At 69.7% G+C, this 16,587-nt stretch carries 14 protein-coding genes; 7 read left to right on the plus strand and 7 right to left on the minus strand.

Features of this window, described 5'->3' with window-relative positions:
• The first annotated feature begins 4 nt into the window (after positions 1–4).
• Positions 5–1,582, plus strand: a complete 1,578-nt coding sequence (locus ACFQW8_RS05055; protein ID WP_380085871.1) for an AMP-binding protein — start codon at positions 5–7, stop codon at positions 1,580–1,582.
• Between the two features lie 192 nt (positions 1,583–1,774).
• On the opposite strand, the gene ACFQW8_RS05060 is transcribed toward ACFQW8_RS05055, so the two are convergent.
• A complete protein-coding gene (locus tag ACFQW8_RS05060) occupies positions 1,775–2,593 on the minus strand; it encodes an ABC transporter permease (RefSeq protein ID WP_380085872.1) in 819 nt (272 codons plus the stop codon).
• Positions 2,590–3,486, minus strand: a complete 897-nt coding sequence (locus ACFQW8_RS05065; protein ID WP_380085873.1) for an ABC transporter ATP-binding protein — start codon at positions 3,484–3,486, stop codon at positions 2,590–2,592. Before ACFQW8_RS05065 ends, ACFQW8_RS05060 begins: the two co-directional genes overlap by 4 nt.
• A gap of 142 nt (positions 3,487–3,628) precedes the next feature.
• Here ACFQW8_RS05065 and ACFQW8_RS05070 point away from each other — a divergent pair, with 142 nt between their 5' ends.
• The 6 genes from ACFQW8_RS05070 to ACFQW8_RS05095 are packed head-to-tail and all read left to right on the plus strand — an operon-like array spanning position 3,629 to position 9,783.
• The gene (locus ACFQW8_RS05070) at positions 3,629–4,810 is read left to right on the plus strand and encodes a sensor histidine kinase (protein WP_380085875.1); all 1,182 of its coding nucleotides are present in this window, start codon (positions 3,629–3,631) and stop codon (positions 4,808–4,810) included.
• Positions 4,807–5,478: a response regulator transcription factor gene (locus ACFQW8_RS05075; RefSeq protein ID WP_380085876.1), complete on the plus strand. Its 672-nt coding sequence runs from the start codon at positions 4,807–4,809 to the stop codon at positions 5,476–5,478. Before ACFQW8_RS05070 ends, ACFQW8_RS05075 begins: the two co-directional genes overlap by 4 nt.
• Entirely contained in the window at positions 5,471–7,405 is a 1,935-nt protein-coding gene (locus ACFQW8_RS05080) for a diacylglycerol kinase family protein (RefSeq protein ID WP_380085877.1), read from the plus strand. The genes ACFQW8_RS05075 and ACFQW8_RS05080 overlap by 8 nt, the downstream gene beginning before the upstream one ends.
• 56 nt (positions 7,406–7,461) lie before the next feature.
• On the plus strand, positions 7,462–7,914 hold the full coding sequence (locus tag ACFQW8_RS05085; protein ID WP_380085878.1) for a hypothetical protein: 453 nt from the start codon (positions 7,462–7,464) through the stop codon (positions 7,912–7,914).
• 48 nt (positions 7,915–7,962) lie between these two features.
• A complete protein-coding gene (locus tag ACFQW8_RS05090; protein WP_380085879.1) occupies positions 7,963–8,949 on the plus strand; it encodes a hypothetical protein in 987 nt (328 codons plus the stop codon).
• A 45-nt stretch (positions 8,950–8,994) separates the two neighbouring features.
• Positions 8,995–9,783 carry a dioxygenase family protein gene (locus tag ACFQW8_RS05095; protein ID WP_380085880.1) on the plus strand — a complete coding sequence of 263 codons (789 nt, stop codon included), beginning with the start codon at positions 8,995–8,997 and terminating at the stop codon, positions 9,781–9,783.
• Positions 9,784–9,864: 81 nt separating this feature from the next.
• On the opposite strand, the gene ACFQW8_RS05100 is transcribed toward ACFQW8_RS05095, so the two are convergent.
• From ACFQW8_RS05100 to ACFQW8_RS05120, 5 genes are all read right to left on the minus strand, one after another.
• Positions 9,865–10,188, minus strand: a complete 324-nt coding sequence (locus ACFQW8_RS05100; RefSeq protein ID WP_380085881.1) for a hypothetical protein — start codon at positions 10,186–10,188, stop codon at positions 9,865–9,867.
• 12 nt (positions 10,189–10,200) lie between these two features.
• Positions 10,201–11,961 carry a sodium:solute symporter family protein gene (locus ACFQW8_RS05105; protein ID WP_380085882.1) on the minus strand — a complete coding sequence of 587 codons (1,761 nt, stop codon included), beginning with the start codon at positions 11,959–11,961 and terminating at the stop codon, positions 10,201–10,203.
• 144 nt (positions 11,962–12,105) lie between these two features.
• Positions 12,106–14,103 (minus strand): ABC transporter ATP-binding protein, encoded by a 1,998-nt coding sequence (locus ACFQW8_RS05110; RefSeq protein ID WP_380085883.1) that lies wholly within the window; start codon positions 14,101–14,103, stop codon positions 12,106–12,108.
• The gene (locus ACFQW8_RS05115) at positions 14,100–15,836 is read right to left on the minus strand and encodes an ABC transporter ATP-binding protein (protein ID WP_380085884.1); all 1,737 of its coding nucleotides are present in this window, start codon (positions 15,834–15,836) and stop codon (positions 14,100–14,102) included. The genes ACFQW8_RS05110 and ACFQW8_RS05115 overlap by 4 nt, the downstream gene beginning before the upstream one ends.
• Complete coding sequence (locus ACFQW8_RS05120; protein ID WP_380085885.1) at positions 15,836–16,504, minus strand: TetR/AcrR family transcriptional regulator; 669 nt, start codon at positions 16,502–16,504, stop codon at positions 15,836–15,838. Before ACFQW8_RS05120 ends, ACFQW8_RS05115 begins: the two co-directional genes overlap by 1 nt.
• Positions 16,505–16,587: the final 83 nt, after the last annotated feature.

Raw genomic sequence — 16,587 nt, forward strand, 5'->3', positions numbered from 1 at the left:
TCGCATGTCGATCAGCCTGCTCACGGTCGGTGCCGTCATGGCCAGGCGCGGCCTGCTCGCGCTCGGCCCACCCCACCGGCAGGTCAGCCAGCTCCGCTCACTGCACAAGTGGGGCTTCGGCCTCGCCGGCGAGCTGCGCCAGGCCGCCCGTCGCAGCCCCGAGCGCGTGGCCGTCATCGACGAGCTGCGCGGGCCGGTCACCTGGGCCGAGCTGCTCACCCGCTCCGAGCAGGTCTCAGACCTGCTGCTGGACAGGGGATTTCGCCCCGGGCAGCGCTTGGGCCTGCTCGCTCGCAACCACGTCGGCGCCATCGAGGTCATGACCGGAGCAGCGGCCGTGGGCATCGACCTCGTGCTCATGAACACGGGCCTGTCCACCGGCCAGCTCGCCCTCGTCGCGGACCAGCAAGAGCTCACCGCGCTCATCCACGACGACGAGTTCGACGGGGTGGTGGACGACCTTCCCGACACCATCACCGTCATCCGCGAGAGCGACTGGGTCGCCGAGCTCGAGGCGGCGCCGGCACCGAGCAACCTCACCCCACCCGCCAGGGGTGGGCGCACGATCATCCTCACCTCGGGGACGACCGGCACTCCCAAGGGCGCTGCCCGCAAGACCCCCGGTGGCTTCGGCCCCCTGGTCTCGATCATCGAACGGATCCCCCTGCGGGCGCAGGACCGCATCCTGATCAGCGCGCCGATCTTCCACACCTGGGGGTATGCCGCGATGCAGCTGAGCTTTGCCCTCCGGGCCACGATCGTGCTCCAGCGACGCTTCGACCCCCAGGCGGCCAAGGACACTCTGGAGGCGGAGCAGTGCCACGCGATGTTCGCCATCCCCGTGATGCTCCAGCGGCTGATGGAGCTGCCTCCCGACCCCGGCGGCAAGGACCGCCGCACGAACCTGCGCGTCGTGGCGACGTCGGGTTCGGCCTACCCCCACGGGTTCACACGCACGTTCATGGACGAGTACGGCGACGTCCTCCACAACCTCTACGGCTCGACCGAGGCGTCGTGGATCTGCATCGCGACGCCCGAGGACCTGCGCCGCGACCCCGACACCGCGGGCACACCCCCGCTCGGCACGGTCGTCAGGATCCTCGACGCCGAGAACCGTGAGGTGGCGCCGGGTGAGACCGGCCGCATCTTCTGTGGCAACGACCTCGTCTTCGACGGCTACACCTCGGGGTCGACCAAGGACTTCGTCGACGGGCTCGTCTCCACGGGCGACATGGGCCACGTGAAGGACGGCCTGTTCTACGTCGACGGTCGCGACGACGACATGATCGTCAGCGGCGGCGAGAACGTCTATCCGATCGAGGTCGAGTCGCTCCTCGTCGAGCATCCCGCGGTGCGTGAGGTGTCGGTCGTCGGAGTGCCCGACCCGGAGTTCGGCCAGCGACTCGCGGCCTTCGTCGTGCTCCACGACGGCGCGACCCTCAGCGAGGACGACGTGAAGGCCCAGGTCAAGGCCCACCGAGCCCGGCACTGCGTGCCCCGCGAGGTGCACTTCCTCGACGAGCTCCCCCGCAACGCCACCGGCAAGGTCCTCGCCCGGGAGCTCCGCGCCAGCATCACCTGACGCCCAGGCTCGACCAGTCGGGGGTTCTGTGACGAGTCGCGGCACACAGGACACCCGACTCGTCACAGAGGCCCCGACGGACGCCCCCGGTGGGGAGTGCTCAGTGGGCCCCTGACCTCCCACCGAGCACCCTCCGCCGAGGGCGTCCGTCGTCCGCGCTGCCTCACCCTGCTCGGCAGCGCTCGGCTCTGGCTACTTCACCTCGCGGTGAATGACCCTGTAGGACCCGATCGCGAGCGGCAGCAGCACCCAGACGCCCACCGATGTGGCGAGCTGTCCCCAGTTCTCACCGGTCATCGTGCCCTCGAAGAGCGGTCCGGTGACCTGGTTGAGGTCGAGCCACTTGCTCGGCTCCTGGAGCGCCTGGACCAGGCTCGTCGCCACGGTCCACAGGGTCGGCAGGAGCAGGGAGGCCACGATCGCGAAGGGCGTGTTGAGGAAGACGAACCCGAACGCCAGCCCCTGCAGCACATAGATCGCGAAGGCGACGATGACTCCGACAGCGACGGTCCAGGTGACGTCCCACGTGCCGTCACCGCCTGCCACGCCGCCACCGATGACGTTGGCCAACGCCGAGGCAGCGAATGCCGTCGCGGTGACGATGAGTCCGAGAATGACAGCTGCGACGATCTTGGCGACGATGACTCGACCGCGTCGCGGCTCGAGGGTGAACGTCACGAGGCCGGTGCGCTGGCTCCACTCGGCAGTGGCGGCCATGATGCCGACGATCGGCAGGAGCATGACCAGCGGGAGCGAGGTGAACCCGAGGAAGCTGCCATAGGTCATCTCGTCCGCCTCTCCCCAGATGAGGAGCACGGTCACGACGATGAGCGAGATCGCCGACATGACGATGAGCATCCAGCGGCCGGCCCGGGTGTCGACCATCTTGCGCAGCTCGACGTTGATGAGCCGCTGCATCGGGACGCCGGGGCGTCCGTCCGGGTCCGAGGTGGCGACCGGTCGAGCGAGGTTCGGGTCGATGTCGGGGTTGCGCGTGTCGGTGGTGGTCATGCTGCGGTCCCTTCGCGTGACGTGGAGGCGGTGAGGCTGAGGAACATCTCCTCGAGACCCTCCGAGCCACCGGAGCGGAGCTCGAGGAGGACGATGCGCTCGTCGAGGGCGATCTGGCCGACGACCCCGGGCTCGGCGTCGACGACGAGCCCGGACGAGATGTCGTTGGCGACGACCCCGGCGCGCCGCAGCGCAGCGAGGAGGGCACGGTTGTCGCTCGAGCGCACGGTCGTGCCTCCACGGCTGAGCAGCTCGTCCTTGGTGCCCATGGCGACGATCTCCCCACGGCCGATCATGACGAGGTCGTCGGCGATGACCTGCACCTCATGGAGCAGGTGGCTCGACAGGAGCACGGTGCCGCCGCCGTCGGCGAAGCCGCGCAGCAGTCCACGCATCCAGTGGATGCCCTGTGGGTCGAGGCCGTTGGCCGGCTCGTCAAGGATGAGGACCTCGGGCTGGCCGAGCAGCGCCGACGCGAGTCCGAGCCGCTGACGCATGCCGAGCGAGTAGTTGCGCACGCGCCGGCCGGCCTCCTCGTCGGTGAGACCGACGATGGCGAGGGCTTCGTCGACGCGTGACTTCGGCACGCCGATCTGGATCCCCGCGAGACGCAGGACCTCGCGGCCGGTGCGGCCCGGGTGCTGGGCGGAGGCGTCGAGCATGACGCCCACCTGGCGCCCGGGGTTGTGGAGGTCGCGGTAGGCCTTGCCCAGGATGGTCGACCGACCGCTCGTCACCGGCGTGAGGCCGGTCATCATCCGCATCGCGGTGGACTTGCCCGCGCCGTTGGGTCCGAGGAACCCGACGACGCTCCCCGGGCGGACCTCGAAGGAGATGTCGTTCACGGCGGTGAACCCGCCATAGCGCTTCGTGAGGTTCTCGACTGTGATCATGACGACCACTCTGGTCCGTGCGCCCGGGTGCGCACATCGGTCCCCGGTCCCGAGCGGCATACAACTTTGGTATGCCGTCCGCTCGCCGTCGGTAGTCCGTGGACTGACGCGGACGTCGCCTTCACCTGCCTAGGCTCACTGCATGCCCGACTCCCAATCGACTGCCACGAGCCGCCTCAGCTCGGCCTGGCGCTACGGCTTGGCGCTGCTCATCAGCGCCGTGGCCTGGGGAGCGGTCGCCGTCGCGATGGATGACGCGAACGTCGGCGACGAGCCCATCATGACGTGGCTCCTCATCGGCGACACGCTGCTCGGACTCGGCTCCTTCGCCCTCATGCGCTGGCGACACCGCTGGCCCGGGCCCGTCGCCGTCCTCACCGGACTCGCCTCCTTCGTCTCGGCGACCAGCGCCGGACCCGCGACCTGGGCGGTGGGCTCGGTGGCGTCGCGGCATCGCTGGCGACTGCTCCCGGTGGTCCTCCCCCTCAACGTGGTGGCCGGCATCGTCCAGGAGCGCTTCTATCCGGGTGAGGACGACCTGCCGCTGTGGGCCTCGCTCCTCTTCGGTGTGCTCATCGTCGGGATCGTCGTCGCCGTGGGCTACGCGATGGGCTCCCAGCGCAACCTCATGGACTCGCTGCGCGACCGGGCGTTCACCGCCGAGCGGGAGCAGCAGGCACGGGTGGCCCAGGCCCAGGCCGCAGAACGCACTCGCATCGCCCGCGAGATGCATGACGTTCTCGCACACCGGATCTCGCTCGTCGCGATGCACGCCGGAGCCCTGAGCTATCGCACCGACCTCACTCCGGAGGAGCAGGCGACGGCGGCGAGGACCATCGAGGAGAACGCCCACCAGGCCTTGCGGGACCTGCGAGAGGTGCTCGGAGTGCTGCGCGACCCCACCGTCCCGACCGAGGCCGGGCCGGAGCGACCACAGCCGCTCATCGGCGACATCGCCGGACTCGTCGAGGCCGAGCGCCTTGCCGGTCTGCGGGTCAGCCTCGACGACACGCTGGATGGTGAGGTGCCCGAGGGACAGGGGCGGACGGCATACCGAGTCGTCCAGGAAGCCCTCACCAACGCACGCAAGCACGCCCCCGGAACGTCGGTGACCGTCACCCTGGGCGGCAGCGCCGACGACGGGCTGACCGTCGTCGTTCGCAATGCCGCACCGGTCGGCAGCCACCCGTCGTCGCTCCCCGACTCCGGACTCGGGCTCATCGGACTCGACGAGCGGGTGGGACTCGCGGGTGGACGACTCGGGCACGGGCCCGATGCCACTGGTGGCTACGTCGTCCGCGCGTGGATACCGTGGCAGGTGTGAGCACACCTCCATCCGAGTCCATCCGGCTCGCCATCGTCGACGACGACCCGATGGTGCGCGCCGCCCTCGGGATGATGCTGGGCGGCAACTCCGGCATCTCCGTCGTGGGTGAGGCGACCAACGGCGAGGACGCCCTCACCGTCGTGCCCGCGTCCGGCGCGGACCTGGTGCTCATGGACATCCGCATGCCGGTGCGGGACGGACTGAGCGCGACCGAGGCTCTCCTCAGCCGCGATCCGTCACTCAAGATCATCGTGCTCACGACGTTCGACGCCGATGACATGGTCCTGCGCGCCCTGCGACTGGGGGCCGCCGGGTTCATGCTCAAGGACACTCCCCCGGCGCGTCTCGTCGAGGCGGTCAGGACGGTTGCCGCGGGGCAGCCGATGCTCTCTCCCAGTGTCACCGCCCAGCTCATCGCCGCTGTCGCAGGCCCAGACCCGGGTGCTGGTGAGCGCACCGCCGCCCGGGCCCGGCTCGCCATGCTCACCGAACGCGAGCGAGAGGTTGCCGATGCCGTCGGCCGCGGTCTGAGCAACGCCGAGATCTCGGCCGAGCTCTACATGGGCGTGCCGACCGTCAAGACCCACGTCGGACGCCTCTTCACCAAGCTCGGGGTGGACAACCGGGTGCAGGTGGCCATCCTCGTCCACGACGCCCGTGACTGAGCACCTGTGCGGCGTGGTCGTGCATCCGGGCAAGCCCCGGAGCGCGGCGGCGGTCGCCGCTCTGCGCAGGGCCACGAGGCAACGTGGCTGGCCGGAGCCGATCGTGCTCGAGACCTCGGCAGGCTCACCCGGGGCCGAGCAGGTCGCCGACCTCCTCGGCCGGGGCGTGGACCGCCTCGTCGCCATCGGCGGGGACGGCACGGTCCGCGACGTCGCTGCCGCCCTCTCCCTCGCCGGTCACACCGCAGACCGGGTCGCCCTCGGCGTCATCCCCACCGGCACGGCCAACCTCTGGGCCCGCACCATCGGCGTGCACGGCTCGCTCGACCTTGCCGCTGACGTGGCCGTCGACGGGTCCGCGCGCGACTGCGACCTCGCGTGGGTGACGCTCACCCGGGCCGACGGGTCGACACAGACCCTCGACGTCGCCGTCGTCGCCGGGGTCGGGATGGACGCGGAGGCCTTCGCAGCCACGAGGGAGCGCAGCAAGGAGCAGCTGGGCTGGGCGGCCTACTTCGCCGCACTGCTGAGGCGGGCGGCCGGCGCGCCCATCGCCTTCGCGGCCCGGCTCGACAGCCGCCCGACGACACGGGTCTCGGCCCGCACCGTGCTCATCGGCAACTGTCGGGTGCTCCCGCTCGGCCTGCCGCTCATGCCGTCCGCCTCGATGACCGACGGGCGACTCGACGTGCTCGTGGTCTCACCTCGCAGCGTCCTCGGCTGGGTCGGTGTCGGGGTGGGCGTGCTGTCCGGTCGGCGCGGTGGCTGGACCGGCATGCGCACCCACCGAGCGCGTCACGTCGTCCTGGAGCTCGACGAGCCCACCGCGGTCCACGTCGACGGCGACCCCGTCGGTGAAGCCGTCCGGCTCGAGCTCGGGGTGTCGCCGGCCGCTGTCCTCGTGCGCGGCCCCGCGGGAGCAGCCCCGCTCGACGAGCACCTCCACCGGCTCCTCGCCGACCCGGCGCGCGACCTCGGCGAGCTCGCCGACGCCCTGCACCGGGGCCGTCGCTGGTCCTCCGACCACGCCCGCGAGCACCTCGTCCGCGACGCCTTCCTCTCGCTCCGGGGGGCTGACCTCACCCGCTTCAAGAGCCTGCTCAGCTCGGGCTCGGACCATCGCGACCTCGAGCACCTCGTCTTCGACGTCGTCGACGACGAGGGCGCGCGGCAGGACATCCTCGACCACATCGCCGCCGAGGCCGCCGGCATCGACGTGCCCGACCTGCACGTGCTCAGCGACATCGACGACACCCTGCGGTGCGCCCTCCATGACGACCGCTACCCCCGCGGCACGGTCTATCCCGGCGTCATCGCCCTCTATCGCGCCCTGGACGCGGGGCACTCCGGCGACCCGGAGCGGCCGGGTGACCTCACCTTCGTCACCGCTCGTCCGATGGACCCGGCCGGCCTCATCGAGCAGCACACGCGCCGCGGGCTGCGCGAGCTGGGCCTGCCCCCGCATGCCGTGCTGTCGGGCACGTTCGACGGGTTGCGCAACCACGACTCGATGGCCGGCGCCAAGATCGAGAACTTCGAGCGCTTCCGCCGGCTCATGCCCGAGACGCACGTCGTCTTCATCGGCGACAGCGGCCAGGGCGACGTCGAGGTGGGCCGTCGGATGATCGCCTCGGACCCGGACGCCGTCCGTCTCGTCCTCATCCACGACGTGGTCTCCCTGCCTGACGAGAAGCGGGCAGCGTTGCGGTCAGAGGGGATCGTCATCGTCGACACCCCCGTCGGCGGCGCCATCGAGGCGTATGCCGCAGGGCTCGTCTCCGCGGCCGGCCTTGCCTCCGTGGTCGATGCCGCCCAGCGGGACGTCACCCGGATCGCGTGGGAGTCGCCCGAGCAGGAGAAGGCGACGACGGCGCTCCTGGAGCGCGACCTGGACAGTGCGCGGGCGGCATACCCACGGCAGTCTTGACATGGGATAGCCAAACTATCCATTATTGGAGAGAGCCGCTATCCAAGGAGTCCTCCATGTCTCTGCTGACCGACCCCCAGGCCCTCGTCACGGCCACAGCCACGCTGTCCGACGCCTCGCGCACGACTGCGGGGATCCTGCTCCTCGGGCTAGTCACGGTGGAGAGCGGAGGCCTGTACCTGCTCAAGGTCGTCCGCGGCAGGGAGGAGGTGACGCCGTTCCAGGAGAAGTTCGCCCGCGCCGGGCACGCCCACGCCGGGGTGCTGCTGCTTCTCGCCCTCACCTGCCAGGTCCTCGTCGACTCCACCGACCAGACCGGGGCGCTCAGCTGGCTCTCGCGCTCCGGGGTCGCCGTCTCGGCGCTGCTCATGCCCGCCGGCTTCTTCTTCTCGTCGATGGGAGCGGGCCGGACCGAGCCCAACCGGCTCATCGTGCTCGTCTTCGCCGGCGCCGCCCTGCTCGCCATCAGCCTCACGACGCTGGGAATCGGGCTCCTCAGCGCTGGCTGACGGACGCCAACCCTCGACAAACATTCAACAACGTGCGCAGAATGGATGATGGACACTCCCTCCGCACCCACCCGTCGCCTCCTCCTCACCGGCGCCGCCGCGTCGATCGTCGCGTCCTCGCTCTCGGTCACCAACCCGGCGACCGCCCAGGGCCGCCGAGCGACGCCCGCTCCGGAGACCGTCTCGCTCCCTGACGGCATCCGGCCCGAGGGCATCACCTCAGGGCCCGGAACCCGTTTCTATGTCGGGTCCCTCGCCGACGGACGGATCGTCGCCGGTGACCTGCTCACCGGGACCTGGAGCACCCTGCTCGCCGGGAGTGCGGGCCGGCAGATCCGCGGCCTCTTCTGGGACAGCCGGACCAACCTCGTCTGGGCCGCGGGCAACGTCGGCTCCGTGGGTCACGTGTGGGCCGTCAACGGCACCACCGGCGCCGTCGTTCAGGACACGATCGTGCCCGGCGCCGTCTTCCTCAACGACCTCGTGGTCACAACCGACACCGTCTGGGTGACCGACTCCCGCATCGTGCCGGACCGGTTGACCGCCATCGCCCTCACGCCGGGTGGCGCCCCCACCGGCGCAGCGCCGACGTTCGTCCCGCTCGGCGGGGACTGGCCCGCCGGCGACGGCACCGCCGTCAACGCCAACGGCATCCGTGCCCTTGCCGACGGCAGCCTCATCCTCAACAACTCTCGTGTCGGCGGCCTCTGGCAGGTCGACCCCGCGACGGGTGACGCCTCCGAGATCCCGGTCAGTGGCGGGCCCGGCATCACCGCCGGTGACGGCCTCGAGCTCGACGGCTCAACGCTCTACAACGTGCGCGGCTCGGGACAGAACGAGGTCTCCGTGCTCGAGCTCGTCCCCGTCGGCTCCACGTGGGTCGCGCGTTGGCGGGGCGCCCGCTCCGACGAGACGCTCGACGTGCCCTCGACGGCGACCCTCGCCGGCGGCTGGCTCTGGGCCGTCAACGCCCGCTTCGGCGTCGCCTCCCCGGGCACCGCCTCCTACTGGATCACCCGGCTGCCGGCCCGCTGACCCTGCCCGGGGTCGGGACCTTCAGCGGGGGCCTAGAGTCGGGTCGTGGACACGCGCAGCCCGGTCATCTACCTCAGCCACGGAGCCCCGCCGCTCGCCGACGACGAACGCTGGACCGACGAGCTGTCGGCGTGGTCGAAGGACCTGCCACGGCCAACGTCGATCCTCGTCGTGTCCGCGCACTGGGAGCAGGCGCCGATCTCGGTGAGCTCGACGACCGCGGGCACGCCTCTGCTGTACGACTTCTGGGGCTTCCCGCAGAAGTACTACGACGTCACCTACGCCGCGCCACCCGCGCCCGAGCTGGCCCGTTCGGTCGCCGGCCTGCTCGGCGACACGGGCGGTGGCCTGCACCAGGACCCCTCGCGCGGCCTCGACCACGGTGCGTACGTGCCGCTCGTCGAGATGTTCCCCGAGGCCGACGTCCCCGTGCTCCAGCTGTCGATGCCGACGCTGGACCCGCAAGCACTCTTCGACATCGGCACCCGGCTGGCGCCCCTGCGTGACGAGGGCACGCTGATCATCGGGTCCGGCTTCACGACCCACAACCTCGGCTGGTTCGACCCGCACGCCCCGGCCGACGCTGCGCCTCCTGCCCCCTCCTCGGAGTTCGACCATTGGGCGGCCGAGGCCGTGGACGCCGGCGACGTGGACGCGATCCTCGACTTCATGGACAAGGCTCCGGCGGCCCACGAGGCGCACCCGCGCACGGAGCACTGGGCGCCCCTCTTCGTCAGTCTCGGCGCAGCCCACGCCAGCGGTGGCATCGACGGGCAGAGCGTCATCGACGGGTTCTGGTTTGGCCTCTCGAAGCGGTCCTGGCAGTTCGCCTGAACCACGTCGGCAACGCGAGAACGCCCGGTATGCCGGGTGGCCGGCATACCGGGCGTTCTGCGTCTGCTGCTGGGCCGGGACTCAGCGCCTCTTCTTCTTCTTGGACCTGTTGGCGTTGGGCTTGTTCTTGCGCGGCGCCGGGCGGGTCGCATCGTCGCCGACGGGTTCGACGTGGTCGGGCACGACCGTCGGTCGGACCTTCGCCCACACGAGGAAGCCGGCCGAGACGGCGAGCAGGGCCAGCCCGGTCCAGAGGTTGGCGTTGACTCCGCCGGTCTTCTCGAGCTCCTTGTCACCGAAGAGGCCCATGAGCACGAGGATGAGGCCGTAGAGCCCGAGCAGCATCCCGATGAAGTTGCGGATGTCGAATGCTCCGGCGGTCTTCTTGGTCGTGGTGTCAGACATGTCGGGCACCTCCTAGAAGGCGAAGTTGAGGACGAGGACGAGGGCCAGGGCCAGACCGGCGAGCGGCATCGTGCGCTGGTACCAGGGCAACGAGGCCTCCTCCGGGTCGTGGAGGTCCTCCTTGGGAGTCTCGCTGTAGACCAGACCCCTGAGCTCCGACGCGGGCTTGGGCTTGGTCACCATCGTGACGGCCACACTGACGAGGATGTCGACGACGAAGGCCGCCGACGCCGCGACGAAGCTGGCTCCCTGACCGGACAGCGGGATGACCCCGAGGCTCGCCGACCCGAAGGAGTCCTCGGACAGGAACGCGACGGTGACCGCCGCCAGAGTGCCGCTGACCAGACCCGTCCACCCGGCGGTCGCGGTCATCCTCTTCCAGAACATGCCGAGGATGAACGTCGCGAACAGCGGAGCGTTGAAGAAGCCGAACAGGGTCTGGAGGTAGTCCATGATGTTGGAGAAGCTCCCCGCGATCGACGCCGTGAAGATGGCGATCACGGTGGCCGCGACGGTGGCCAGGCGGCCGATGCGCAGGTAGTAGTCGTCGCTGCGGTCCTTGCGGATGTAGCGCTCCCAGAGGTCATAGCTGAAGACCGTGTTGAACGCCGAGATGTTGGCCGCCATGCCTGCCATGAAGGCGGCGAGCAGACCCGCGATGGCCAGCCCCAGCAGGCCGTTGGGCAGCACGTCCCGCATCAGCAGCAGCAGCGAGTCGTTGTACTTGACCGTGCCGCTGGCTCCTCCTGCAGGGGTGCCACCGTTCTTGAGCTCGGCGATCTCCGCGACGAGGACGGCGGCGACCATGCCCGGGAGGATGACGATGAACGGCACGAACATCTTGGGGAAGGCGCCGATGATGGGCGTCTTGCGGGCGGCCGAGATGGACTTGGAGGCCATGGCGCGCTGCACCTCGACGAAGTTCGTCGTCCAGTAGCCGAAGGACAGCACGAAGCCGAGCCCGAAGACGATCCCGATGACCGAGAGGAACCCCGAGTCGAACCCGGACAGGGCCTGGCCCGGCCACGAGTTCAGCTGCTGCTCGGCGGGGGCGACCTCGGCCGCGGCCGGCGCGTTGTTGGCTGCCTCGGTCAGCCTGTCCTTGAGCCCGCCGTAGCCGCCGACCCGGTTCAGCCCGATGAGGGTCAGGGGCAGCAGGGACGCCACGATGACGAAGAACTGGAGCACCTCGTTGTAGATCGCGGCCGAGAGACCGCCGAGGGTGATGTAGGACAGCACGATCACGGCGGCGACGATGAGGGCCAGCCACAGCGGCCAGCCGAGGAGCGCCTGGACGATCGAGCCGAGGAGATAGAGGTTGACGCCGGCGATGAGGAGCTGGGCGACGGCGAAGCTGATCGCGTTGACGAGGTGGGCCCCGGTGCCGAAGCGCCGGAACATGAACTCGGGGACCGACCGGACCTTGGACCCGTAGTAGAACGGCATCATCACGACGCCGAGGAAGAGCATGGCCGGGATGGCGCCGACCCAGAAGTAGTGCACCGTCGGCAGGCCGTACTCGGCGCCGTTGGCCGACATGCCCATGATCTCCACGGCGCCGAGGTTGGCCGAGATGAAGGCCAGACCGGTCACCCACGCCGGGAGGGAGCGCCCGGAGAGGAAGAAGTCGATCGAGTCCGACACGGCTCGTCGGGCAGCGAGCCCGATCCCCATGACGAAGACGAAGTACAACCCCACGATGAGGTAGTCGACGGCGTTCGCGTCGATGAGGGGCTCGGCGGCGATCAGTGCTGGTGCGAGGGCCGATGACATCGACGACCTCCTCGTCATCGAGGGCGGCTCCTGGAGCCCGAACGGCACAAACCTACTCCCGCATCAGTGCTCCGTCTCGGCGAGCGCACCGACCATTCTGGTCGCCTTCTCGACCGAGGAGGCGGACGCTGGGGTGGAGGTGAGTCAGTCCACGGGTTCGGCGACAGCGGCCCGGAACTGTGCGGCATACAGGGCTGCGAAGGCACCACCGCTGGCGAGCAGGTCTGCATGCGAACCCTGCTCGACGATCCGGCCGTCCTCCATGACGAGGATGAGGTCGGCGTCGCGGATCGTCGAGAGCCGGTGCGCGATGACGAAGCTCGTCCGGTCCCGGCGCAACGCCGCCATGGCCTGCTGCACGAGGAGCTCGGTGCGCGTGTCCACGGACGAGGTCGCCTCGTCGAGGATGAGGAGCGCCGGGTCGGACAGGAAGGCGCGGGCGATGGTGATGAGCTGCTTCTCGCCCGCGCTGATGTTGCCGGCCTCGGCGTCGAGCACCGTGTCGTAGCCGTCGGGCAGCGAGTGCACGAAACGGTCGACGTAGGTCGCCTGGGCGGCCGCGACGACCTCCTCCTCGGACGCCGTCGGGCGGCCGTAGGCGATGTTGTCGCGGATCGTCCCACCGAAGAGCCACGTGTCCTGGAGGACCATCCCGATCTCGCCGCGCAGGTTGTGGCGGCTCAGGTCGGTGATGTCGACGCCGTCGAGGGTGATGCGCCCGGAGTCGAGCTCGTAGAACCGCATGATGAGGTTGACGAGGGTCGTCTTGCCCGCGCCGGTGGGACCGACGATGGCGACCATCTGGCCCGGCTCGACGGTGAGGTCGAGGTGCTCGATGAGCGGGGTCTCGCGCGAGTAGGAGAAGGACACGTCCTCGAAGGCCACGCGACCGTGCGGGTCGTCGAGGACGGTCGGGGCCGCGCTCTCGGCCTGCTGCTCCGGAGCGTCCAGGACGTCGAACACCCGCTCGGCAGAGGCGACTCCGGACTGCATGAGGTTGGCCATGGACGCCACCTGGGTGAGCGGCTGGGTGAACTGCCGGGAGTACTGGATGAAGGCTTGGACGTCACCGAGCGACATCGACCCGCTCGCCACCCGCAACCCACCGACCACGGCGATGACGACGTAGTTGAGGTTCCCGATGAACATCATCGTCGGCATGATGATGCCGCTGACGAACTGGGCACCGAAGCCGGCGTCGAACAGGTCGTCGTTCTTCTCGCGGAACGCGGCGCGCACCTCGTCCTGGCGACCGAAGACCTTGACGAGCTGGTGCCCCGTGAAGGTCTCCTCGACGATGCCGTTGAGCTCGCCCGTCGACTTCCACTGCTGCACGAAGTGCTTCTGCGAGCGCTTGCCGATGGCCGCCGTGACGAGCATCGTGATCGGGATCGTCACCAGCGCGATGATGGCGAGCAGGGGTGAGATGTAGAGCATCATCACCACCATCGCCACCACCGTGAGCAGCGAGGTGAGGAGCTGGCTCAGGGTCTGCTGGAGGCTCTGCGCGACGTTGTCGATGTCGTTGGTGACGCGACTGAGCAGCTCACCCCGAGGCTGGTTGTCGAAGTAGGGCAGCGGAAGCCGGTTGAGCTTGTCCTCGACGTCACGCCGCAGGTTGAAGATCGTGCGGTTGACGGCTCCGGTGAGGATGTAGCTGCTGGCCCACTGCAGCAGGCTCGCCACGACATAGATCGCGAGGACGAGGAGCAGGACCTCCCCCACAGCGCCGAAGTCGATGCCGGCACCCGGGACGAGGTGCGGCATGCCCTCGATGAGGTCGGCTCTGGCGCCCTCACCCCTTGCTCGGAGAGCGGCGGCGATCTGGTCGACCGAGCCCTCGCTCGGCAGGTCCTTGCCGATGACCCCGGCGAAGATGAGGTCGGTCGCCTTGCCGAGGATCTTGGGGCCGACGGCGTTGAGGATGACGCTGGCGAGGGCGAAGGCGAGCACGCCGTAGAGCGCCAGCCGCTCCGGCCGGAGCAGCCCGAGCAGCCGCTTGGCCGACGGCTTGAAGTTCGAGGACTTCTCGGTCGGGACACCGATGGACATCGGGCCGTGCCGGTTGGTCGCGGTCCCCGCAGGGCCACGGCGCGCTTCAGCGGCCTTCTCCTCAGCCGTCTTCACACCTTCGGCGCTCATGCTGCCGCCTCCTCTGCGCTGCGCTGGCTCTCGACGATCTCGACAAAGGTCGGGCACGTCTCCAGCAGCTCGTCATGGGTTCCCGCGCCCACGACGGCGCCGTCATCGAGGACGACGATGTGGTCGGCGTCGATGATCGTCGAGACCCGCTGGGCGACGACGATGACCGTCGTATGCCGGGTGACCGGCTTGAGTGCCGCCCGGAGCCGTGCGTCCGTGGACAGGTCGAGGGCGGAGAAGCTGTCGTCGAAGAGGTAGACATCAGGCTTGGCGACGAGTGCCCGGGCGATGGCCAGGCGCTGCCGCTGACCACCGGAGACGTTGGTGCCACCCTGGGCGATGGCCGACTCGAGCCCGTCCGGCATGGCGCGGACGAAGTCGTCGGCCTGGGCGATCCGCAGTGCCTCCCAGAGCTCCTCGTCGGTGGCGTCGGCGTCGCCGTAGCGCAGGTTGGATGCGACGGTGCCGGTGAAGAGGTAGGGCTTCTGCGGCACGAGCCCGATGCGTGACCACACGTCCTCGAGCGTCGCCTCACGGACGTCGACGCCGCCGAGGAGGACGGCACCGCCGGTGACGTCGTAGAGGCGCGGTATGACGGAGAGCAGGGTCGACTTGCCGGAGCCCGTGCTGCCGATGATCGCGGTCGTGCGCCCCGGCTCGGCGGTGAGCGAAACGCCCTGCAGGACAGGCACATCCGCGCCCGGATAGGCGAAGACGACGTCTCGCAGCTCGACCGAGGTTCCGCCCGGGGGCAGCGCCACGGGGGCGGCCGGCTGGACGACGGTCGAGTCCGTGTCGAGGACCTCGGTGATGCGTCCGGCCGAGACGGTGGCGCGAGCGATCATCATCGACATGAAGGTCGCCATCATGACGGACATGAGGATCTGCATGAGATAGCTCATGAAGGCCGTCAGCTCACCGATCTGCATCTGGCCGTTGTCGACCCGCTGGGCACCGAACCACAGCACCGCGACCGTCGACGCGTTGAAGATGACCATGACGATCGGGAAGACCAGGGCCATCAACCGTCCGACGGCCAACGCCGTCCCGGTGTACTGGGTGTTGGCCTCGGCGAAGCGGGCCCGCTCGTGGTCCTCGCGCACGAACGCCCGCACGACGCGGATGCCGGTGATCTGCTCGCGCAGCACCCGGTTGACCCAGTCGACCGACTCCTGCATGAGCCGGAAGTTGGGGATCATCCGGCGGATGACGAGGGCGACGCTGAGGGCGAGGAGCGGCACGGCGACGGCCACGAGCCACGACAGGCCCACGTCCTCGCGCAGCGCCATGACGATCCCGCCGACCATCATGATCGGCGCCGACACCATCATCGCCGCGCCCATGAAGACGACCGTCTGCACCTGGGTGACGTCGTTGGTGTTACGCGAGATCAGCGTCGGGGCGCCGAAGCGTGAGACCTCCTGGGCCGAGAAGTCACCGACCCTGGCAAAGATGCCGGCGCGCAGGTCGCGGCCCACACCCGCGGCGACGCGGGCACCGAGGTAGGTGGCGGCGATCGTCACAGCGATCTGGATGAGCGAGACGGCGAGCATCCAGCCGCCGGCCGACATGATGTAGCCCGTGTCGCCCTTGGCGACGCCCTCGTCGATGATGCGGCCGTTGAGGCTGGGCAGGTAGAGCGAGGCGATGGTGCCGACCAGCTGGAGCAGGACGAGCACGACGAGTGGTCCGCGATAGGGGCCCAGGTAGTCACGCATGACTCGGAGCAGCACTACTTCTTCCTCCGGTTCTTCGTGGTGGGAGCGGTTCGGGCGGTGGGGGCAGCGGGCTCGACGGCTGCGGCCCGGGCGGGGGCACGGTCGAGGGCGCCCTCGAGGAGGACGTCGACGAGCTGCTCCGGCGTGGAGGAGTCGCCGTCGAGCATGGGGTGCACGCTCGAGAGGGTGAGCATCCTCAGGTAGCCGATGAACGTGGGCGCGGGGACCCGGAGCAGGGCCGCGTCCTCGCCCATGAGCTCGACGAACGCCGCGTCGAGCTCGGCGGTGGCCTCGTGGCGGCGCCGGTGGGCGTCACCACCTGCGGGCGGGCGGAGCGGCTGGCCCGAGGAGGCAAGGACCGTCATGAGCTGGAAGATCCCCTGCAGGTGCTCCTGCATGATCGCGACCGCGGCGGCGAGGCGCTCGCGCATGGCGAGTGAGGTGTCGACCTGGGCTAGCTCGCCGATGAGGGCCGAGTTGTCGAAGGCATCATGGACGACCGCCTCGATGAGCGCGTCCTTGGTCTCGAACACGCGGAAGATCGTGCCCTCGGCGATGCCCGCCGCCTGGGCGATCTCCTTGGTGCTCACGCTGCTGCCCTTGGAGCGCAGCAGCGGGAGGGTGGCGGCGATGATCGACGCCCGACGGTCGTCGGGGCTGAGGGCGGGAGCACGGGGTGTCACGTCATCCAGTATGAGTGAGTGAGGACTCACTCACAACTGGCTTTGCGACCTGCACGAATGCCCGCGTCCGAGGCACAGATCGG

The organism is Knoellia altitudinis (assembly GCF_042666355.1).
In the GTDB taxonomy this organism is placed as follows: domain Bacteria; phylum Actinomycetota; class Actinomycetes; order Actinomycetales; family Dermatophilaceae; genus Knoellia; species Knoellia altitudinis.